20 protein-coding genes are annotated in these 20,644 nt (G+C 72.1%); 5 read left to right on the top strand and 15 right to left on the bottom strand.

The window, feature by feature from the left end; genetic code table 11:
- Positions 1-39 precede the first annotated feature (39 nt).
- Positions 40-1,473: an aminotransferase-like domain-containing protein gene (locus tag AOK03_RS06175; protein ID WP_055564141.1), complete on the bottom strand. Its 1,434-nt coding sequence runs from the start codon at positions 1,471-1,473 to the stop codon at positions 40-42.
- Between AOK03_RS06175 and AOK03_RS06170 the strand changes: the two genes are divergently transcribed.
- Entirely contained in the window at positions 1,472-2,410 is a 939-nt protein-coding gene (locus AOK03_RS06170; RefSeq protein WP_079074523.1) for a DMT family transporter, read from the top strand. The two genes, AOK03_RS06175 and AOK03_RS06170, sit on opposite strands and share 2 nt — an antisense overlap.
- Before the next feature lie 95 nt (positions 2,411-2,505).
- On the top strand, positions 2,506-2,700 hold the full coding sequence (locus AOK03_RS06165; protein ID WP_055564139.1) for a DUF1918 domain-containing protein: 195 nt from the start codon (positions 2,506-2,508) through the stop codon (positions 2,698-2,700).
- 27 nt (positions 2,701-2,727) lie between these two features.
- Here AOK03_RS06165 and AOK03_RS06160 read toward each other — a convergent pair whose 3' ends face one another.
- The gene (locus tag AOK03_RS06160; protein WP_079074525.1) at positions 2,728-3,963 is read right to left on the bottom strand and encodes a glycoside hydrolase family 10-like protein; all 1,236 of its coding nucleotides are present in this window, start codon (positions 3,961-3,963) and stop codon (positions 2,728-2,730) included.
- Positions 3,964-4,145: 182 nt separating this feature from the next.
- On the opposite strand from AOK03_RS06160, the gene AOK03_RS06155 reads away from it, so the two are divergent.
- Positions 4,146-5,006: a 3-hydroxybutyryl-CoA dehydrogenase gene (locus AOK03_RS06155; RefSeq protein ID WP_055564144.1), complete on the top strand. Its 861-nt coding sequence runs from the start codon at positions 4,146-4,148 to the stop codon at positions 5,004-5,006.
- 245 nt (positions 5,007-5,251) lie between these two features.
- Positions 5,252-5,509 (top strand): hypothetical protein, encoded by a 258-nt coding sequence (locus AOK03_RS06150; RefSeq protein WP_055564137.1) that lies wholly within the window; start codon positions 5,252-5,254, stop codon positions 5,507-5,509.
- Here AOK03_RS06150 and AOK03_RS06145 read toward each other — a convergent pair whose 3' ends face one another.
- The 10 genes from AOK03_RS06145 to infC form a co-directional block, all read right to left on the bottom strand.
- Complete coding sequence (locus AOK03_RS06145; protein ID WP_055564136.1) at positions 5,510-6,052, bottom strand: NUDIX hydrolase; 543 nt, start codon at positions 6,050-6,052, stop codon at positions 5,510-5,512. It lies immediately after the preceding gene.
- A 121-nt stretch (positions 6,053-6,173) separates the two neighbouring features.
- Entirely contained in the window at positions 6,174-7,523 is a 1,350-nt protein-coding gene (locus tag AOK03_RS06140) for an NsdA family TPR-like regulatory protein (RefSeq protein WP_055564135.1), read from the bottom strand.
- A gap of 263 nt (positions 7,524-7,786) precedes the next feature.
- Positions 7,787-8,830 carry a PP2C family protein-serine/threonine phosphatase gene (locus AOK03_RS06135; protein ID WP_055564134.1) on the bottom strand — a complete coding sequence of 348 codons (1,044 nt, stop codon included), beginning with the start codon at positions 8,828-8,830 and terminating at the stop codon, positions 7,787-7,789.
- A 321-nt stretch (positions 8,831-9,151) separates the two neighbouring features.
- Positions 9,152-11,680 carry a phenylalanine--tRNA ligase subunit beta gene (gene pheT / locus AOK03_RS06130; protein ID WP_055564133.1) on the bottom strand — a complete coding sequence of 843 codons (2,529 nt, stop codon included), beginning with the start codon at positions 11,678-11,680 and terminating at the stop codon, positions 9,152-9,154.
- Positions 11,680-12,810 carry a phenylalanine--tRNA ligase subunit alpha gene (gene pheS, locus AOK03_RS06125; RefSeq protein WP_055564132.1) on the bottom strand — a complete coding sequence of 377 codons (1,131 nt, stop codon included), beginning with the start codon at positions 12,808-12,810 and terminating at the stop codon, positions 11,680-11,682. The genes pheT and pheS overlap by 1 nt, the downstream gene beginning before the upstream one ends.
- A 158-nt stretch (positions 12,811-12,968) precedes the next feature.
- Positions 12,969-14,111: a sensor histidine kinase gene (locus AOK03_RS06120; protein WP_055564131.1), complete on the bottom strand. Its 1,143-nt coding sequence runs from the start codon at positions 14,109-14,111 to the stop codon at positions 12,969-12,971.
- Between the two features lie 135 nt (positions 14,112-14,246).
- On the bottom strand, positions 14,247-15,092 hold the full coding sequence (locus AOK03_RS06115) for a TrmH family RNA methyltransferase (RefSeq protein ID WP_055564130.1): 846 nt from the start codon (positions 15,090-15,092) through the stop codon (positions 14,247-14,249).
- Positions 15,093-15,275: 183 nt separating this feature from the next.
- On the bottom strand, positions 15,276-15,659 hold the full coding sequence (gene rplT / locus AOK03_RS06110) for a 50S ribosomal protein L20 (protein WP_055564129.1): 384 nt from the start codon (positions 15,657-15,659) through the stop codon (positions 15,276-15,278).
- A 97-nt stretch (positions 15,660-15,756) separates the two neighbouring features.
- Positions 15,757-15,951: a 50S ribosomal protein L35 gene (gene rpmI, locus AOK03_RS06105; protein ID WP_007829094.1), complete on the bottom strand. Its 195-nt coding sequence runs from the start codon at positions 15,949-15,951 to the stop codon at positions 15,757-15,759.
- A 106-nt stretch (positions 15,952-16,057) separates the two neighbouring features.
- The gene (infC, locus tag AOK03_RS06100; RefSeq protein ID WP_208609506.1) at positions 16,058-16,720 is read right to left on the bottom strand and encodes a translation initiation factor IF-3; all 663 of its coding nucleotides are present in this window, start codon (positions 16,718-16,720) and stop codon (positions 16,058-16,060) included.
- Positions 16,721-17,112: 392 nt separating this feature from the next.
- On the opposite strand from infC, the gene AOK03_RS06095 reads away from it, so the two are divergent.
- Entirely contained in the window at positions 17,113-17,496 is a 384-nt protein-coding gene (locus AOK03_RS06095) for a DUF1844 domain-containing protein (protein WP_055564127.1), read from the top strand.
- Positions 17,497-17,500: 4 nt separating this feature from the next.
- Here the strand turns inward: AOK03_RS06095 and AOK03_RS06090 are convergent, their stop codons facing one another.
- The 3 genes from AOK03_RS06090 to AOK03_RS06080 form a co-directional block, all read right to left on the bottom strand.
- Complete coding sequence (locus tag AOK03_RS06090) at positions 17,501-18,334, bottom strand: SseB family protein (RefSeq protein ID WP_079074519.1); 834 nt, start codon at positions 18,332-18,334, stop codon at positions 17,501-17,503.
- A gap of 113 nt (positions 18,335-18,447) precedes the next feature.
- Positions 18,448-19,620, bottom strand: a complete 1,173-nt coding sequence (gene mycP, locus AOK03_RS06085) for a type VII secretion-associated serine protease mycosin (protein WP_055564126.1) — start codon at positions 19,618-19,620, stop codon at positions 18,448-18,450.
- Between the two features lie 17 nt (positions 19,621-19,637).
- Positions 19,638-20,644: hypothetical protein (locus tag AOK03_RS06080; protein ID WP_244177503.1), on the bottom strand; the 1,007-nt coding region annotated here is incomplete at its 5' end.

The raw sequence follows: 20,644 nt of genomic DNA, 5'->3' as shown, positions 1-20,644 counted from the left end.
CGAGGGACGGGCGCCCGTCCCCGCCACCCGAGCCCTCGCCTACCCGAGCACCTCGTCACAGGCCACCCGCAGTCTGCGTACCCCCTCGGTGATCTCCCCCACCCCGGCGACCGCGGCGAAGCTGAGCCGGACGTGTCCGGCCGGGGGTTCGGCCGCGAAGTACGGGCGGCCCGGGGCCACGGCCACACCCGCGCGCAGGGCCGCGGAGGCGAACGCGGACTCGTCGACGCCGTCGGGCAGCCGCAGCCACAGGTTGTAGCCGCCCGCCGGGATGTGCGGCACCGAGAACTCGGGCAGCCGCAACCGCAGCGCCGCCGACAGGGCGTCCCTGCGCTCCTTCAACTCGCCCGCCACGGCCCGCAGATGGCGCGGCCAGGCCGGCGATCCCACCAGTTCGAGCGCCGCCTCCTGGAGGGGCCTCGGCACGAAGAAGTGGTCGACGACCTGGATGGCGCGCAGCCGTTCGAGGACCGGGCCGCGGGCCGCGAGCGCGCTGACGCGGAAGCTCGGCGAGGTGGCCTTGGTGAGCGAGCAGACGTGGACGACGACGCCGTCGGGGTCGTCGGACGACAACGGGCGCGGCAGCGGCCCGGCGTCCTCGTGGACGAGGCGGCGCACGAAGTCGTCCTCGATGACGAACGCCCCCGCCTCGCGGGCCATCCGCAGGACCTCGGGGCGGCGCTCGGCGGAGAGCACGGCACCGGTCGGGTTCTGGAACAGCGGCTGGCAGACGAAGACGCGGGCGCCCGTGGCCCGGAAGGCCTCCGCCAGGAGCCGGGGGCGCACCCCGTCCGTGTCGACAGGCACGGGCACCGGCCGCAGCCCTGCCGCACGCGCGATGGCGAGCATGCCCGGATACGTCGGGGACTCGACCAGGACCGGCGCACCGGGCGGGGCGAGTGCCCGCAGCGCCGTCGTCAGCGCGCTCTGGCCGCCCGCCGTGATCAGCACCTCCGCGGCCGTGATCGCCCCGCCGATGCCCCGCGCGAACCACTCCCGGAGCTCCGGCAGGCCGTCGACCGGCGGCCGCCCCCACGCGCCGGGCCGGCGCCCCGCGCGGGCGAGGGCCGCCGCCATCGCGCGTTCGGGCTGCAGCGCGGGGTCGAGATAGCCGCCGTTGAACTCGATGATGCCCGACGGCGGGGCGGCGAGCGTGGCCAGGACTCCGGAGGCGTCGACCGAGCGCGGCACGAGCTCCGTGGTGGCGTCGGCGCTCAGCGCCACCTCCTGCCACGAGGTGTCCCCGACGGGTGCGGACACCGACGGCTCGGCGCGGAAGACGCCCGCGCCGGGGCGGGTGACGACGAGGCCTTCGGCGGACAGCTGCGCCAGGGCCCGGGAGACGGTCACGGGGCTCACCCTGAACCGCTCCACGATCGCCCGGCTGGACGGCAGCTTCCCTCCTGGTGAGTAGCGGTCGAGCTCACTCCGGAGCTGTTTCGCCAGGTCGACCACACTGCTACTGTCATGCATGACAGCACAGGATAGCGCTACTCGCCCGACCCGGATAGCGGTCCCCGCCCCTGGCACCGCGACCCCGGCCCCGGCGGGCACACGCCGCACCGGCACCCTGATGGCCGCCCTCGGCGTCATCGCCTTCTCCCTCACCTTCCCCTCCACCGCATGGGGCCTCGAAGGCATCGGCCCCTGGAGCTTCGTGACCCTGCGCGGCGTGCTCAGCGCGCTCGTCGCGGGCGGCTGTCTGCTCGCGCTGCGCGTCGCGGTCCCGCACCGCCGCCACTGGGCAGGGCTCGCGGTGGTCGGCGCCGGAGTCGTCGTCGGCTTCCCGCTGCTCACCACGCTCGCGCTGCAGACCTCCACCACCGCGCACGCGGCCGTGGTCGTCGGCCTGCTCCCCCTGACGACCGCCGTCTTCTCGGTGCTGCGCACCGGCGCGCGCCCCTCGCGCACGTTCTGGGCGGCGGCGCTCGCCGGGGCCGCGGCCGTCATCGCGTTCACCGTGCAGCAGAGCGGCGGCGCCCTGACCACCGCCGACCTCTATCTCTTCGGCGCGCTGCTGATCTGCGCCGCCGGGTACACGGAGGGCGGCCGGCTCGCCCGCGAGATGCCCGGCTGGCAGGTCATCGGCTGGGCGCTGATCCTCTGCCTGCCGCTCTGCGTCGCGGGCGCGGCCGTGGCCCTGCCCCACGAATCCTTCCGGCTCACCGGGCACAGCACGGCGGGCCTGGTGTACTCCGCGATCGGCTCGCAGTTCCTCGGCCTGGTCGTCTGGTACCGCGGCATGGCGGCGATCGGCATCCCCAAGGCCAGCCAGCTCCAGCTCGCCCAGCCGCTCCTGACCCTCGTGTGGTCGGTGTTCCTGCTCGGCGAGCACCTCCCCGTCGCCGCACCGCTCACGGCGGCCGCCGTCCTCGTCTGCATCGCGGTCACCCAACGGTCCCGCGGCTGACGGTTTGTCCGCCCGACAGGTCCCAACTCCCCCTGCCCGTCGTACACTTGCGGCCACGGATCGCGACCGCAGAGCGGGACGAGGGGGCACTCCAGATGCGTGCAACCGTAGGCGACGAGCTGGTGGTGCACGGCAGGATCGTCGGGCAGCACGACCGGATCGCGCAGGTCGTCGAGGTGCTGGGGACGGACGGCGGGCCGCCGTACCGCGTCCGCTTCGAGGACGGCCACGAGACCGTGATGTCGCCGGGCCCCGACACCGTCGTGCGGCATCAGAACCCGGCCCCATGACCCGTCGGGGTCAGCGAACCACCGGGATCAGCGCGGCGGCTTCGCGGGATCCTGATAGTGGTCGGCGACCACCCGTGCCATCGCGCCGATCTTGTCGACGCCCACCTCCTTCGCCGAGAAGTAGACGTGCCCGCGCACCTCGGGGAAGCCGTCGGCGTACGTGAGGTGCCGGGACAGCTCCGCCGGGTCCTGCCAGGCCGCGGGCTGGGCCGGATCGCCCGCCTTGTACAGGGCCTCGCCGATGTACAGGCGCACGCCCGTACCCCGCACGACGTCGCTCCACCACGGGATGAGCTTCGCGTAGTCCGCGGCGGGAAAGCCGATGTTCCAGTACACCTGCGGGACGATGTAGTCGATCCAGCCCTTCTTCACCCAGCCGCGGGTGTCCGCGTACAGGTCGTCGTAGGTCTGTACGCCCGCCCGGGTGTCCGAGCCGATCGGGTCGGTGGCGATGTTGCGCCAGACCGCGAAGGGGCTGATCCCGAACTGGGTGCGCGCCCGCGCCTTCTTCACCCGCCGGGCCATCTCGCGCACCAGCCGGTCGATGTTGTCCCGCCGCCACGAGGCCCGGTCCGGGAAACCGCTGCCGTACCGCTCGAAGGCGTCGTCGTCGTCGAAGACCTGACCTGCGACCGGATACGGGTAGAAGTAGTCGTCCCAGTGCACCGCGTCGATCGGATAGCGGCGCACGGCGTCGAGCATCGCGTCCTGCACGAAGCGCCGCACCGCGGGCAGGCCCGGGTTGTAGTAGAGCTTCCCGCCGTACGGCACGACCCAGTCGGGGTGCACCCGCGCGGGGTGCGTGGCCACCAGACGGGACGGGTCCGTGTGGTTGGCGATCCGGAAGGGGTTGAACCACGCGTGCAGCTCCAGGCCCCTGCGGTGCGCCTCCTGCACGGCGGTGCCCAGCGGGTCCCAGCCCGGGTCCTTGCCCTGCACGCCGGTCAGATACTCCGACCACGGCTCGTACGGTGAGGGCCACAGCGCGTCGGCGGTGGGCCTCACCTGGAAGACCACCGCGTTCAGTCTGCGGTTCACGGCCGAGTCCAGATAGGCCAGCAATTCGCTGCGCTGCTGTGCCGCCGGGAGCCCCGGCTTGGACGGCCAGTCACGGTTGACGACGCTCGCCAGCCACATGCCGCGCAGTTCGCGGCCCTTCTTCGGGCGGCGGCCGGACGCGGCGACCGCGTCCCCCGCCGTCGCCAGGCCGGCCACCGTCGCGGCGGCCACCACGGAGAAACCCCGACGTGACATACGCCTCATCTGCATGCCCCCTGAGCTCGCTGTGCACCGACACCCCTTGCCGGTTGGGCTCAGCATGCCCGACCCGGCCCGTCATGGCCCCCTCATTGCGGAGTAACGTTCACGGCCGAGGCAGGCACCGAGACCGTACGGGGGACCTGCCGGCCCCGTTGATCAGCGAAAGGCACGAGGTGACCGACTCCATGACCGATATCGCACGCGTCGGAGTGGTGGGCTGTGGCCAGATGGGCGCCGGAATCGCAGAGGTCTGCGCCCGCTCCGGACTGGACGTGAAGGTCGCGGAGACCACCGGTGAAGCCCTGGAAATCGGGCGGACGCGGCTGTACAACTCCCTCTCCAAGGCGGCCGAGCGCGGCAAGATCTCCGAGGAGGAGCGCGACGAGACGCTGGCCCGCCTCAGCTTCACCACGGACCTCGGCGAGTTCGCCGACCGTGACCTGGTCATCGAGGCCGTGGTGGAGAACGAGCAGGTCAAGACCGAGATCTTCCAGGTGCTCGACCAGGTGGTGACCCGGCAGGACGCGATCCTCGCCTCCAACACCTCCTCCATCCCGCTGGTGAAGCTGGCCGTCGCGACCTCGCGTCCCGACCAGGTCATCGGCATCCACTTCTTCAACCCGGCGCCGGTGCAGCAGCTCGTCGAGCTGATCCCCGCGCTGACCACGTCCGAGGGCACCATCAGCCGCGCCCAGGCCATGGTCGAGAAGGTCCTCGGCAAGCACGCGATCCGCGCCCAGGACCGCTCGGGCTTCGTGGTGAACGCGCTGCTGATTCCGTATCTGCTCTCCGCCATCCGGATGTTCGAGTCGGGCATCGCGAGCCGCGAGGACATCGACAACGGCATGGAGATGGGCTGCGCCCACCCGATGGGGCCGCTCAAGCTCTCCGACCTGATCGGCCTGGACACGGTCGCCTCGGTCGCCGACTCCATGTACACCGAATACAAGGAGCCGCTGTACGCCGCTCCCCCGCTGCTGCAGCGGATGGTGGACGCGGGCCGCCTCGGCCGGAAGTCCGGCTCGGGCTTCTACACGTACGCCTGACCACCGCGTACGTCCGGCGACCCACGTACGCCGGGCGACGTACGCGGCGCTCACTCCCCGTACGAACACGCTCCGTACCCGACGGGCCCGGCACTCCTGCGAGTGCCGGGCCCGCGGCGTTCGCACAGGGTGTGCGCGGCGGGCTCGCATATGCCCATCGCACACTCTCCCGCCCTGCTCACCAGGCGAGTTGACTTCCTGTGCGGATGAAGGGGGGACGCGCCACTACAGAGAGGAGTGGACTCGTGACCATCGACGGCGAGAGTGCCGTGGTCCCGGAAGAACTCGCTGAGTTACGCCGTAGCCTGGACGTGGGTCTTGCCCGCGTCGACGGACGGCTTGCGTTGCTCAGTCAGCACGACGAACAGACCGCCAAGAACGTGGAGACCATGGAGGCCCGGGTCGCCGCGCTGGAGAACACCCGCTGGCCCCTGCCCACGATCGTCGCGCTCGCGGCGGTCGCGGCCATCGCCGTAGCGGTCTGGCAGGCCATCGGCCATTAGTCAGCGCGCGTCCTGACCGAGGCGCAGATGGTGCAGGAGGAGGAGTGCCGCGGCCATGTTGGCGGCCGGGACCTCCCCACGGGCCACCATGTCGGGAACCAGTTTGAGCGGGACCCACTCACGGCGGTCCGACTCGAAGGCGTCTTCGGGATCACCGATGTACGTCCCTTCGTCGGACCAGTAGATGTGGTGCCGGGCGTCGGTGAGCCCGTTGGACGGCTCGACGCTCATGAGGTGCCGCAGCGGGCCCGGTCGCCACCCGGTCTCCTCCTCCATTTCTCGTGCCGCCGCGTACGCGATGTCCTCGCCGTCCTCGACGACGCCTGCCGCGAGTTCCCAGCCCCAGCTGTCGGTGATGAAGCGGTGCCGCCACAGCAGGAGCACCTCATTGGCGTCGTTGACGACCGTGGCCACGGCGACGGGCCGCATCCTTATGAGGAAGTGGTCCAGATGCCGGCCGTCGGGCAGCTCGACATCGGCGAGATTGACCGTGAACCAACGGTTTCCATACACAGTTTGTTCGCTCTGTTTCGTCCACTGCACGGTTCTGCCACCTTCCGACGGGTAGATGGCAATATCGCAGCAGAGGAAACTTCGGAGCAGCGTGTGTGCGGCTCGGAACGGTGTGTGCGCACGCCGCCGCACCGACGGCGCCCGGGGCATGTCACAGCGGCACGCGCAGCGCTCCGTCGATGAGCTCGGCCGCCTCGGCCGTGCCCGCGCAGTCGCTGCGGACCAGGTGCTCGCGCACCGCCCGCAGCCGGTCGCGGAGTCTCTGGGACTCCATCCCCCGTGCCTGTTCCGCCATTTCCACGGCAGTGACCACCGCCTCGTCGGTGTTGCCCTGGCGCAGCTCGATCTGGCTGAGCATGGCCAGGCGGTGCACCCGCCCCCGGTCGTGCGCCGGAGTGTCCACGGCCGCCGCGGCGTGCTCGCGGGCGCTGACGAGATCACCCAGACTGAGCAGCGCCTCCGCCACTTGCACATTGACGAGACCGGGCTGGACATAGCCCGTCTCGTCCGGCTCGCGGCCGCGCAGGATCCGATCGGCCGCGGCCTCCGCACGCCGGATGCACGACAGCGCGCTCCTGCCGTCGCCCAGGTGTGCGTACGCCTTGGCCTGCATCGCGTACAGGTCGGAGGCGAGCGCCGGGGTGAGGTCGCGCCCGGCGGCCCGCAGCGCGGCCTCCGCGAACGCCACGGCCTGGCGGTACTCGCGCATGAACAGCGACTGGTTGACGAGGAGCGCGATCACATACGCGCCGAGCCCGGTGTCGCCGCTGGCCTTGGCCAGGCGCAGCGCCTGGTGGAAGTAGCGCTGGGCCAGACCGTGCGCGTCCGAGTCGTAGGCGCAGATCCCGGCGATGGCGACCAACCCGCCCGTGGACCGGTGCAGTTGGCGGCCCATCTCGTCGGTGTAGCTGCCGCGCAGCAGGGGCGCGGCCTCGGCGTCGAGGAAGCCGACGATGCGGGTGCGGGTCGCGATGCCGCCGGTCTTGCGGTACATCTGCTCGTAATGGGCGCGGGCGGCGCGCATCATCTCGATGTCGGCCGTGCTCACGGGGTGCCGTCCGCCGCGGGACACGTCGACGTCCTCGGGCGGGTTCTCCCACTCCCAGACCGGCATCACGGCGGGTGTTCCGGTGACGGCGGGGGCGCCGAGCAGGTGCGGGCGCTGCTGTTCGTCCGAGCGCCACAGGGCGGTGGCCCGCTCCACGAAGCCCGAGAGGGTGGACGCGGCCGTGCCGACCCGGGCCGCGGGCACGCCGGGCAGCCCGAGGCCGATGTCGTCCAGGGTGACGGGTCGCTGCAGCCGGGCGGCGAGCACTTCACAGATCAGGTCGGGCACTTGGCCGCGCGGCCGCTGGCCCTTCAACCAGCGGGACACGGCGGTGTGTTCGTACCGCAGTGCGAGGCCTCTGGACCTGCCCGCCTGGTTCACATGTGCGGCAAGTCCCGCGTGGGAGATCCCGGCTTCGTCGAGGATCGCGTCGAGCAGGGTATTGGGCTGCATGAATGCCCTCCGGTGGCTCGGTGCTGCTCAGACTAGTTGAGGGGGCTTCACACGGGGTGTGAACGGAGTGCTCGAATCCGGGGGGTGTGCGCTCTGCCGCATGGGGTGTGGGATCGCTTGACTGAGATGCCTCATCAGGTAAGGAGGCCGACCGGGCCGCCGGCTCCCCCCTCATACAGTGCGGCGGCCCTCATCGGCGCCGTCCGTCCCGCCGTCTGCCCGACAACTCCATGGCGGGGCGGATGGCGCATGCGCGTCCTCGGTCATCCGCCGCTCATGGTGGGTGCGTGCCGATCCGGCTCGGGCTGCTGCAGGGGGATCCTGCTGCGGTCGTTGCGCAGCACGAGCAGCGCAGCGTCGTCGGTCGGCAACCGTCCGGTGTGGCGCAGCAGTCGGGTGCAGACCGCGCGGATGAGGCCCTGCGGCGAGACCGGCGGGACGCGGGCCGCCTCGGCCAGCACGGCCCGCAGCGGGAAGAACGTCCCCGCTACGTCGCGCGCGTCCTCCATACCGTCCGTGTGCAGCACGAGCGCCTCGCCGGGCAGCAGCCGTCCGCAGCCGAGCACCGGGAGGTCGGCGGGGAGCGGGAAGGAGCCGAGGGGCGGCAGCGGCTCCCCGTCCGTCAGGGGCCGCGCGGTGCCGCTGAGCAGATGGGGCCAGGGGTGGCCGCAGTTCAGCGCGGAGATCCCGCCGTCCCTGTCGATCTCCAGGAGCAGGACGGTGACGAACTCCTCGGCCAGCGGGGTCTCCGGCGGGGTGCCGCCGCCCGCCGGGTGCTCGGCCCGTGCGCGCTCGCGCAGGTGCCGTCCGAGGGCCCGCTCCAGGCGCCGCAGCACCAGGGGCAGTTCCGGTTCGTCGTGCGCGGCCTCGCGGAAGCTGCCGAGCACGGCGGCGACGGTCCCGATGGCGGCGAGGCCGTGGCCCCGGACGTCCCCCATGACGACGCGGACGCCGTGGTCGGTGGCCACCACCTCGTAGAGATCGCCCCCGACGGAGGCGCCGCGTGACGCGGAGAGCCGCCCGGCGGCGAGAGCGAGCCCTTCGACGCGGGACGGCAAGGGCCTCAGGAGTACGTTCTGCGCGGCGCCCGCGACCTCGCGCATCTGCCGCAACTCCCGCAGCAGTGCCCGCCGGACGTGCAGTATCAGCCCGGTCCCGACGGCGAAGAAGACGGCGCTGCTGACGATCCGCGCCCCCATGTTCTCCTCCTGGGCGAGCGGGCAGGCCAGTTTGTACGTGATGGCGACGGCGCCCCACACCGTCGGCAGCCCCAGGGAGAGCAGGCGTCGGGTGCCGGGGCGCTCCATGCAGGCGAGCGGCCGGCGCGCTGCCCGTGCTCTTCTGCGGCGGATGCGCGGGCACCGCCCGCGCAACGTCGCCCGCATCCTTGCCCGGAGCGTCGACCGGCAGGGAGCCCCAGCCTTGAGACGGATCATGCCGACGGCCCCCCTAGGCCCGGTTCAGCGCGCAGGCTGACCCCTACGGCCGGAATGATTGTGTCGACCATATGGGCCGATCGGGCCAGAGTGCCGTTTGATGTCACTCAAACGAGTGAGGGGCCTATCCGGTGGTCCGGATAAGCCCCTCTTTACGCCCCTTGTGCGCCTGTTATCACCTACGCACAGTCACTACGCTCCGCGCAGCACCGCGCCCGTCCGCTCGGCCGCCAGCGCGACGGCCGCGTCACGGGCCGCGGAGGCCTCGTCGACGGTGAGCGTGCGGTCGGCCGCGCGGAAGCGCAGCGCGTACGCCAGGGACTTCTTGCCCTCGCCGATCTGCTCGCCCTCGAAGACGTCGAACAGCCGGATGGACTCCAGGAGTTCACCCGCCCCGCCGCTCAGGTAGTACTCGACCACGGCGGCCGGCACGTCCTTGTCGACGACCAGCGCGACGTCCTGCGTGGCCACCGGGAAGGTGGAGATCCGCGGCGCCCGCAGCACCCCTTCACCGGCCTGCTCCAGACCGTCCAGGTCGAGCTCCATCGCGCAGGTGCGCGCGGGCACGCCGAGCGCCTTGACGACGCGCGGGTGCAGCTCACCGGCGTGCCCGACGGAGACGATATCGCCGTCGACGACGACCTTCAGCTCGGCGCAGCGGCCCGGGTGCCACGGGCCGTACTGCCCCTGGTCGACGATGAGCTCGACACCGGCCTCACGGGCGATGGTCCGCGCCGCCTCGACGGCGTCCGCCCAGTCGGCCGGGCGGCCCTTGCCCCACCAGCCGGCCTGCTCGCGGGCGCCCGCGAGGACGACGGCGGCGTGCCGGGGCTGGACGGGCAGCGCCGCGGTGAGGGAGGCGATCTCCTCGTCCGTGGGGCGCCGGTCGACGGGCAGGCGCCCGGCGGCCTTCAGCTCTTCCTGAGGGTGGAAGACAAGACCCGTCTCGAAGAGCGCCAGGTCGTGCGAGCCCCGGCCGTCGTTGCGGCGCAGCGCCGAGAGCAGGCCCGGCAGCAGCGTCGTGCGGAGCGCGGGCTCCTCGTCGGAGAGCGGGTTGACGAGCTTGACCACACGGCGGGCGGTGTCGTCCGCGTCGAGACCCAGCTGGTCGAAGACGCCCTCCCCGATGAAGGGGTAGCTCAGCGACTCGACGTAGCCCGCGCCGGCCAGCGCGCGGCCGACACGGCGGTGCAGCCGCTGCCGCTCGGTCAGGCCCCGGCCCGCGGGGGGCTTCGGCAGGGTCGAGGGCAGGTTCTCGTACCCCTCGAGGCGGATGACCTCTTCGGCGAGGTCGTTCGGCTCGGCGAGGTCGGGACGCCACGACGGCACGGTGACCGTGAGGTCGTCCTGGCCGTAGACGTCGCAGCCGACCTCCTGGAGGCGTCGCACGACGGTCTCGCGGCCGTAGGCCACACCGGCGACCTTGTCCGGGTGGTCGGCGGGCATCGTGATCGTGCGCGGCGCGGTCGGCGCGATGACCTCGGTGACACCGGCCTCGGCGCTGCCGCCCGCGAGGAGCACGAGCAGGTCGACGGTGCGTTGCGCGGCGGCGGCCGCGGCCTGCGGGTCGACGCCGCGCTCGAAGCGCTTGGACGCCTCGGAGGCCAGCTTGTGGCGGCGCGCGGTGCGGGCGATGGAGATCGCGTCGAAGTGCGCGGCCTCGACGACCACCTCGGTGGTGCCGCGGACCTGCCCTGTCTCGGGGTCGGTCTCGGAGTCGGCGATCTCGGTGTTCGCGCCGCCCATGACGCCCGCGAGGCCGATCGGGCCGCGGTCGTCGGTGATGACCAGGTCACCGGCGTCCAGCACGCGCTTGGTGCCGTCGAGGGTGGTGAACTTCTCGCCCTGCTCGGCCCGGCGCACGCCGATCGTGCCCTGGATGCGGGAGCGGTCGTACGCGTGCAGGGGCTGGCCGAGCTCCATCATCACGTAGTTGGTGATGTCGACGGCGAGCGAGATCGGGCGCATGCCGACCTTCTGCAGACGGCGCTGCAGCCAGATCGGGGAGCGGGCCTCGGGCTGCAGGCCCGTGACGGTGCGCGCGGTGAAGCGGTCGCAGCCGAGCGGGTCGCCGATCTTGACCGGGTAGCCGAAGGAGTTCGGCGCGGGCACGTCCAGGAGCGCCGGGTCGCGCAGCGGCAGGCCGTACGCGATGGCGGTCTCGCGGGCGACGCCGCGCATCGACAGCGCATAGCCGCGGTCGGGCGTGACCGCGATGTCCAGCACCTCGTCGACGAGCTCGAGGAGCTCGATGGCGTCGGTGCCGACCTCGTGCTCGGGGGGCAGGACGATGATGCCGCCGCTGCCGTCGTCGCCCATGCCCAGCTCGTCGCCGGAGCAGATCATGCCGTGCGACGTCTTGCCGTACGTCTTGCGGGCGGCGATGGCGAAGTCGCCGGGCAGGACGGCGCCGGGCAGGACCACGACGACCTTGTCGCCGACGGCGAAGTTCCGGGCGCCGCAGACGATCTCCTGCGGGGCGCCGGTGCCGTTGGCGGTGCCGACGTCGACGGTGCAGAAGCGGATGGGCTTCTTGAAGCCCTCCAGCTCCTCGATGGTGAGGACCTTGCCCACGACGAGCGGGCCCTTGAGGCCGGCGCCGAGCTGCTCGACGGTCTCGACCTCGAGGCCGACCTCGATCAGCTTGGCCTGCACGTCACGGCCGGTCTCGGTGGCGGGGAGATCGACGTACTCCCGCAGCCAGGAAAGCGGGACCCGCATCAGATCTCCATCCCGAACGGCCGGGTGAACCGGATGTCACCCTCGACCATGTCTCGCATGTCTTCGACGTTGTGGCGGAACATCAGCATCCGCTCGATGCCGAACCCGAAGGCGAATCCGCTGTACTTCTTGGGGTCGACGCCGCAGGCGGTGAGCACCTTGGGGTTGACCATGCCGCAGCCGCCGAGCTCGATCCAGCCCTCGCTGCCACAGGTGCGGCAGGCGCGGTCGGGGTTGCCGACGGACTCGCCACGGCACACGTAGCAGACCATGTCCATCTCGGCGGACGGCTCGGTGAACGGGAAGTAGTTCGGCCGCAGCCGGGTCTTCATGTCCGGGCCGAAGAGCGACTGGACCATGTGGTCCAGGGTGCCCTTGAGGTCGGCCATGGTGAGGCCCTCGTCGACGGCGAGCAGCTCGATCTGGTGGAAGACCGGGGTGTGCGTGGCGTCGAGCTCGTCCGTGCGGTACACGCGGCCGGGGCAGACGATGTAGACCGGCGGCTCGCGGCGCTCGAGGAGCGCGCGGGCCTGCACGGGCGAGGTGTGCGTCCGCAGCACGACGCCCGACTCGTCGCCCTCGGTCCCGTTCGGGCCCTCGACGAAGAAGGTGTCCTGCATCTGCCGGGCCGGGTGGTCGGGCGTGAAGTTCAGGGCGTCGAAGTTGAACCACTCCGCCTCGACCTCGGGACCCTCCGCGACCTCGTAGCCCATCGAGACGAAGACGTCGGCGACGCGCTCCATCATCGTGGTCAGCGGGTGCCGGGCGCCGGCGGGCGTCCGGTCGTACGGCAGGGTGACGTCCACTGCCTCCTCGACCAGGACGCGGGCGTCGCGCTCCGCCTCGAGCTCGGTCTGGCGGGCGGCCAGGGCCTTGCTCACGGCGCCGCGCGCCATGCCGACGCGCTTGCCCGCCTCGGCCTTGGCCTGCGGGGGCAGCGCGCCGATCTCGCGGTTGGCGAGGGCCAGCGGCGAGGTGCCGCCGGTGTGCGCGACCTTGGCCTCCTGGAGCGCGTCGAGGGAGTCCGCGGCGGCGAAGGCGGCGAGCGCCTCGTCCCGCATCCGCTCGATCTCTTCAGGTTTCAGTGCCTCGACCTCAACAGGGTCGTACGACTTGTTCGGTGCCGACATCTCTTCCCGTGCTTCCGATTGGCTGGCGGATGGGTCCCCGTCAACAACTCGGAGACAAGCTGTCCCGGACGTGGGGACACAAAGTGCCAACCACCGAGTCTAACGGGGGTGCGGTGAACGGATGAGCCCGCGGGCTGCTCAGGGCGTCCTCGACAGGGTCACTGGAGATACGCCGGGGCCCCCACGGGCAACGTAAATCGGAACTGGGCGCCGCCGCCGAATGCGCGGCCGACAGTGATCGTCCCGCCGTGCGCTTCCACGATGCCCTTCACGATGTACAACCCCAGTCCCGTCCCGCCGCGCTTGCTGCCCCGCCAGAAGCGGGTGAAGACACGGCCCATCGATTCCTCCGGAATGCCGGGACCTTCGTCGCTCACGGTCACGGCCGTCTCGGCGCCGCCCCGCTCGCGCGGTGACGAGGAGGGCGCCACCTCGATGGTGACGGTTCCCTCGCCGTGCCGCACGGCATTTTCCAGCAGGTTGCTGAGCACCTGGTCGATCTTGTCCGGGTCCGCCCAGCAGTCGGGCAGCGGCTGCTGGACCCGGACGAGGAAGCGGTCCGCGTCCTGGCCCGAGGCGACGTGCGCCTGGATGTGGCGCCCGACGGCCGCGCCTATGTCGACGGGCTGGCGGCGCAGCTCTAGGCGTCCGGAATCGATGCGGGAGATGTCGAGGAGCTCGGCGATCAGCCGGGTGACGCGGTTCGCGTCGGCGTCCACGGTCTCCAGCATCAGCTTCTTCTGGTCGTCCGTGAACCTCTCCCACTTGGCCAGCAGTGTCGCGGTGAAGCCCTTGACGGAGGTGAGCGGCGAGCGGAGCTCGTGGGCGACCGTGGCGATCAGCTCGGCGTGGCTGCGCTCGGTGCGGCGGCGGGCCTCGGTGTCGCGCAGGGAGACGACGACACGGCGGACGGGGCCGGTGCGGGCGGTGCGGACGTAGCGGGCGGAGACGAGGACCTCGCGGCCGCCGGGCAGGAGGAGGTTGCGCTCGGGCTGGCCGACGCGGATGGCGAGGCCGCCGTAGGGATCGGTCAGCTGCCACCAGCGGCGGCCTTCGAGGTCCTCTAAGGGGAGCGCGTGCTCCAGGGGGGCGCCGAGGGCGTCCGCCGCCGGTACCGCGGTGATCCGGGCCGCCGCCGCGTTGAAGCAGATGACGTGGCCCGTCTCGTCCGCGACGACGAGGCCGTCGGGCAGCTCGTCGGGGTCGAGTCCCAGGCTGCCGAGGTCACCGGGACCGCCGTGGTCCGCGCGAGCACGGACGAGGTCCTGTACTCCCGGTGCTCTGCTCGTGCCGACACTCATTCCCCGTACCCCACCTCTCGGACTGTCGGTGGGGGGTGCCTCCCTGCTCGGGGGAGTCCCCCTGTCCGGGCGGAGCCTAGAACGTGGGGGAGAAGCCGAGAGCCTGGGAGAGGGCCCCCCGAGCCCGTCACACTACTAGCTCGATGTGACGGAGCGGCACCCTCCGGCGGCGCGCTGTGCACGGGCGGACGCATAGAGGCACACGGCCGCGGCCGTCGCGAGGTTGAGGCTTTCGGCTCTGCCGTGGATCGGAACGCGCACCACCGCGTCGGCGAGTGCGCGGGTCTCCTCCGGAAGCCCCCAGGCCTCGTTGCCGAAGATCCAGGCGGTCGGGGTGCCCATGGTGCCCTTGTCGAGCTCCGCGTCGAGGTCGTCCTCACCGGCCCCGTCGGCGGCGAGGATCCGGACGCCCGCGTCCTTGAGCCCCTGCACGGCCTGTTCCACGGGTACGCCGACGGCGACCGGCAGATGGAAGTGCGAACCGACCGACGCGCGCACGGACTTGGGGTTGTAGAGGTCCACGGAGGCGTCCGTGAGGATCACGGCTTCGGCGCCCGCGGCGTCCGCGCAGCGCAGCACGGTCCCGGCGTTCCCGGGGTCGCGGACGTTGGCGAGGACGGCGACGAGCCGCGGCCGGGCGGCGAGGATCTCCTCGAAGGGCACGTCGAGGAACCGGCAGACGCCGACGAGGCCCTGCGGGGTGACCGTCGTCGAGATGTCGGCGATGACGTCCTCGTCGGCGAGGTGCACACGGGCCCCGGCGTCGCGCGCCTCCCCCACGATGTCGGCGTACCGCTCGGCGGCGTCGACGGTGGCGAACAGCTCGACGAGCGTCTTCCCGTGCCCGGCGGCCTCCCGGACGGCCTGCGGCCCTTCGGCGAGAAACAGCCGCTCCTTGCCCCGAAAGTTCCGCTTGGCCAACCGCCGCGCGGCACTGACACGGGGCGACTTGGGGGAGATCAACTCGGGAGCGGCGGGCATGTACTCACCTTCGGCATAGGGGCGGAGGCACCCCTGAAAGGGGCGCGGGGAACTGCGCGACCAGCCACGACGGACCCGCGGACGGCAGACGACACAGGCGGGCAGACGAGAGCCCGAACAGAATCGGACCCGTAAGCCAAGCGGCTCACGGGTCCGAAATCACGCAAAGGCGAGACGCAGGCGTCAGGCTGCCTTGGGCGCGTTGACGTCGCTCGGCAGCGCCTTCTGCGCGACCTCGACGAGCGCGGCGAACGCGTTCTCGTCGTTGACAGCCAGCTCCGCGAGGATCTTGCGGTCCACCTCGATGTTGGCGGCCTTCAGACCCTGGATGAAGCGGTTGTAGGTGATGCCGTTGGCGCGGGCAGCGGCGTTGATGCGCTGGATCCACAGCTGACGGAAGTCGCCCTTGCGCTTCTTGCGGTCGTTGTAGTTGTAGACCAGGGAGTGGGTGACCTGCTCCTTGGCCTTGCGGTACAGGCGCGAGCGCTGGCCGCGGTAGCCGCTGGCCGCTTCGAGGATCGCCCGACGCTTCTTGTGGGCGTTGACTGCCCGCTTGACGCGTGCCACTTGTTAACTCCTTGTAGCGGGGCCGTGGTTGGACTCACACGACCCGGTATCGATTGGGTCCCGGTCAGAGGTCAGGTGCCGTGTCCGGCACCCGAGCTCACTTGCCGAGAAGCTTCTTGATCTTCTTGGCGTCGCCCGGGGCCATCTCGGCGTTGCCGGTGAGGCGACGCGTCAGACGGGACGACTTGTGCTCGAGCAGGTGGCGCTTGCCGGCGCGCTCACGGAGCACCTTGCCGGAGCCGGTGACCTTGAAGCGCTTGCTGGCACCGCTGTGCGACTTGTTCTTCGGCATAGCGCCGTTCTCTCCTCGTCAGTGGCGCTCCGATGCCCGGTCGTGAAACCGGGCATCCGGGAGCCATATGTGTCAGTTGTAATCCCCTGGGCCTGCGCCCCGGGGATCAGGCCTCGGCGGGAGCCTCGGCCGGGGCCTCGGCGGGAGCTTCGGCGAGCTCTTCCCCCTCGGCGGAGTTCTGCGAACGGCCCGGGTTGGCCTTCGCGTCCGCCTTGCGGGCCGCCTGGGCCTCACGGGCCTCGGCCATCGCCTCGGTCTTCTTCTTGTGCGGACCGAGAACCATGATCATGTTTCGGCCGTCCTGCTTCGGGTTCGACTCGATGAACCCAAGGTCCTCGACGTCCGAAGCGAGGCGCTGCAGCAGTCGGAAGCCCAGCTCGGGGCGGGACTGCTCGCGACCACGGAACATGATCGTGATCTTGACCTTGTCGCCCTGCTTGAGGAACCGGACGACGTGACCCTTCTTGGTGTCATAGTCGTGCGGGTCGATCTTCGGCCGGAGCTTCATCTCCTTGATGACCGTGTGCGCCTGGTTCTTGCGCGCCTCACGGGCCTTCATGGCCGACTCGTACTTGAACTTCCCGTAGTCCATGAGCTTGCACACGGGCGGACGGGCGTTCGCCGCGACCTCGACCAGGTCAAGGTCGTACTCCTGCGCAAGCTCCAGGGCCTTGGCAAGCGGAACAATCCCGACCTGCTCGCCGCTGGGACCGACAAGTCGCACCTCGGGAACGCGAATCCGGTCGTTGATGCGGGGCTCGGCGCTGATGGATCCTCCTCGGTAGCACCACGCGACCGTCTGGCGGACAGCCGCGTTACGTCTGTTAACTGGACCAACCGCGCGGAGCCACAAAAAATGCCCCGTCCGATCACAGAAGGGGCTCCATGTACTACCGGAGCACCTCCGCGGTGATCGCGGGGCGCACATCGGGCGACCCGAAGCCTCGGGGACTTCGGCCGCCTGACCGGTGACCCGCCGCTCCGGGGAGCGGTCAGGTGGGAGAACGGAGCCTCCACTTGTGGGCCGGATCCTTGCGTTGACACGCGGGCATCCAGCCGGTCGTTACACAAGGTTAGCAGCTCCCCGGGGGTGGGGCGAACCACCGTGCGCAACGGCTCCCGCGGCTCGGGCGGTCCGGGGCTCGGCATATCGTGTGGGACATGAGCGACACGACCCCCACCCCCGAGTCCGCGGCCCCCGGACCCGACTCCCCCGACTTCGACACCCTGACCCGTGACATCGCGGACGTCCCCGCGGTCGAGGTGATCACCACGGTGGCGGTCCACCTCATGAGCGCCGCCGCGGTGAACCTCGGTCTCGCCGAGGGCGGCGAGGGCCACAAGGACCTCGACGAGGCCCGCAAGCTGATCCACTCGCTGGCCGGCCTGCTCGACGCGAGCGCCACGGAGGTCAGCTCGTTCCACGCGGCTCCGCTGCGCGATGGCCTGAAGTCTCTGCAGCTGGCCTTCCGCGAGGCGTCGGTGGTGGCCGACGAGCCGGGTCAGGGACCCGGCGAGAAGTACACGGGCCCGGTCTTCGGCTGAGCCTTCACACCGTACGTACGTAGAGGGGCTCGCCCGGTGGCGTCGCCTCGGCCGGCAGGAGTGCCAGGTCGAGGCCGCGCACCAGGCGGGCCCTCAGTGTTTCGTCGGCGGCGATCCGCCGCGCCACGCGCTGGGCGGCCTCGGCCTGGTCCGCGGACGGGTCGAGGACCAGCGCGAGGGTGCCGTCCGCACGGCCGGGGCCGAGGTGGGCGCGGAGCACGGCGGACTCGGCGGCGACGGCGGCACGGACCGCGTCGGTGACGGCCGGGTCGGCGAGCGGGTCGGCGCTGGCGCGGCCCTCGGCGAGGGCGAGCAGGGCGGAGCGGCCCAGTTCGTAGGGGACGGGACCCGCGAGGTCCAGGACGATGGTGTCGGCCTGCTCGTGGGCGGCGGCCTGCAGCGCCTGGGGCAGCGGGACAGCGACGGGACGGGCGGCCGGGTCCCACAGGGCGAGGGCCTCGATGGAGGTGAACGCGGGCAGGGCCTTGCGGTCACCGGCCTTGAGGGTGGGGACCGCCATGTCGCTGGTCTTCTCGCGGCGCAGGCCGTTCTCGTCCTCCTCGACCTCGCCGAGCACGGCGACGACGGGGACGAGGAGCCGGGCTCCGGTCAGGGCTGCCAGGACGGGGGCGTGGGCCGTGCGGTCCGCGGCCCAGGCGGCGAGGGCCGCGGCCAGCCGGGGGTCGGCGGTCCCGTCGTCGTCGGAGAAGCCGGGGTCGGGAATGTTCTTGCCCGCGGAGTCCGGAATGCCCGCCGAGTCCGGAGCGCTCGCTGCGTCCGCTGAGTCCGCCGCGCTTGTCACGCCTGCCGTGTCTGCCGTCTCTGCCGCGCCTGTCATGTCAGCTTTGTTCGCCTTGTTCGCCACGGTGTCGACCCTACAGAGTGCCTGTGGTGCCCCTGTCAGTCGCCCGCGGGCCGGGCCGGGCCGACCGGCTCCCACGTACCGCGGAATCAGTCGCGACGGGGCATACCCGACCTGGTCCGCCACAGATGGACCGCCAGGGCGAGCAGGGCGATGCCGAGGCCGCCGGCGGCCGGTCCCACCCAGCCCGCGGGGCCGTCGTCCGCGTTCGCCTCGTCCGGGCCGTGCCCGAAGTACGCCGTTCCGTACGCCGCCGAGTGCTGCTCCTGCGGCTTGAGCCGCCCGGCGCGGTCGAGCGCGGCCGCCGGGTCGATCAGCCCGAAGCCGCGGGCGTCGTCGCGGCCGCCGGACGGGGCGTCGCGGGCGGTGTCCTCCAGGAGCTGCTTGATCTGCGCGGGCTTCAGGTCGGGGTGGGCGGCGCGGATCAGGGCGACGGCGCCCGACACGAAGGCGGAGGCGGCGCTGGTGCCCCACCCCTCGTAGTACTTGTGGTCGGGGTCGGCGATGACGATGTCGTCGCCGGGCGCGGCGACGGTCGCGTACCAGCGGCGGGTGGAGAAGGAGGCGCGGTCGCCGTTCTCGTCGACGGCCGTCGCGGCGATCACTCCGGGATAGGCGGCCGGGTAGGAGACGTGGTCGCCGCGCTCGCCGCCGTTGCCCGCGGAGGCGACGACGGCGACGCCCTTCTTCAGGGCGTACTGCACGGCGGCGTCCTCGGCCGGTTCGGGGTGGGCGGACTTGGAATCGTCGCCGAGGGAGAGGTTGATGACGTCCGCGCCGTGGTCGGCGGCCCAGCGGATGCCGTCGGCGAGGGCGTTGCCACGGGTGCTGCGGGCCTTCTTGCGGGCGGGGTCGCCGTCCTCCAGGATCACGCGGACCGGCAGGATCTTCGCCTCGGGCGCGATGCCGAGCACCCCGTCGGCGCGGCCGTCGCCGTGTCCGTGGCCCGCGATGATCCCGGCCATGGCGGTGCCGTGCCTGGCCCAGGGGCGGTCGCCGCGGCCCGCGCCGAAGCCGACCATGTCCTCGCCTTCGAGGACGCTGCCCACGAGGTCCGGGTGCTCGGCGTCTATGCCGGTGTCCAGGACGGCGACGGTGATGCCCCGGCCCTTGGTGGTCTGCCAGGCCTGGCTGGTGTGCATGGCGTCGAGGGCCCACTGCTGGGCGCGGATGCCGTCGTCGGCGCGGGCGGCGGTGGCCGGTCCCAGGGCGAGCGCGGCGGCGACGACGGCGACGAGCGGTCGGCGGACCCGCATCCTCATGACGACCTCACTGCCCCTCATGACGACTTCGCCGCGGTCGCGATGGTCTTGCGCAGGCCCCGCTCGACGCGGTCGGCGATGCCTTTCGCCTCGTGGCCGAGGCCGGACTGGGCGGGCGCCGACGTGGTGTTGCTGCCCATGGCCTCGGTGGCGGGCTCCGGGTCCGTGACGGCGCGGCCGTCGGCGAATCCGGAGACGGCGTACGCGACGACGGGCGCGTCCGGCAGCACGGAGATGGTCCAGGACGCACGCTGCGCGTCGCCGAAGCCGTCGGCCGCGGTGTCCTTGGCGGCGTAGGGCCGCGGCATCAGATCGGGGCGCCGGTCGAGCCCCTCCTCCGTGAAACGGTTCCGCAGCGTCTGCATCGCGTCGGCATCCGCCTTGGTGAACAGCAGGCCCACGGTGGTGACATGGCTGCGGGTGGCGTCCGCGTAGGTGGCGCGGAGCAGGCGCAGACAGCCGACCGGTGCGAGCGCCTTGCGCAGCAGCGGGTCGAAGGCGTCCGCGCAGCCGCTGTCGGGGGCGACGGCTATGCGGGTCCAGGCGCGGTCGGCGCCGCCGGGGCCCGCGCCCTCGCCCTTGAGCTCGGGCGGGAAGAGCCGGTCGACGGGGACGCTGTGCCAGAGCGCGCCGGTGACCGTGTACGCGCTGCGGCCGGTGCCGCCCGCCACGGACTCCCCGGTCAGCCAACTCCCGGTCGCCGCGCCGCCGATGAGGCCGAGCCCGAGCACGACACAGGTCGCGGCGGCGGCCGCGCGGGGCCGCGCCCAGGAGCCGACGGGGCGCAGCCGGGTGGTGCTGTCGTCGTACATCGCGGGCCGCGCGAACGACACGAAGGGGCGTCCGGCGCCGGGCCCCGGCGCCAGGTCGACGGCCCCGACGGCACGCCGCGCGGCGGTCGCCCTGGCCGACGCCTCACCGCCACCGGCACGCTCGGGCGCCTCACCCGGGACGGGGCGCAGCCGCGCGGTCGTCTCCTCCGGCGACACGGGCGGTTCGTGGGCGGTGCGGGACGGTGCGGGGG

Source organism: Streptomyces atriruber, from assembly GCF_001418325.1.
GTDB classification, from domain to species: domain Bacteria; phylum Actinomycetota; class Actinomycetes; order Streptomycetales; family Streptomycetaceae; genus Streptomyces; species Streptomyces atriruber.
The sequence above is the reverse complement of the archived record's forward strand: the minus strand, read 5'-3'. Positions and strand labels throughout refer to the sequence as shown.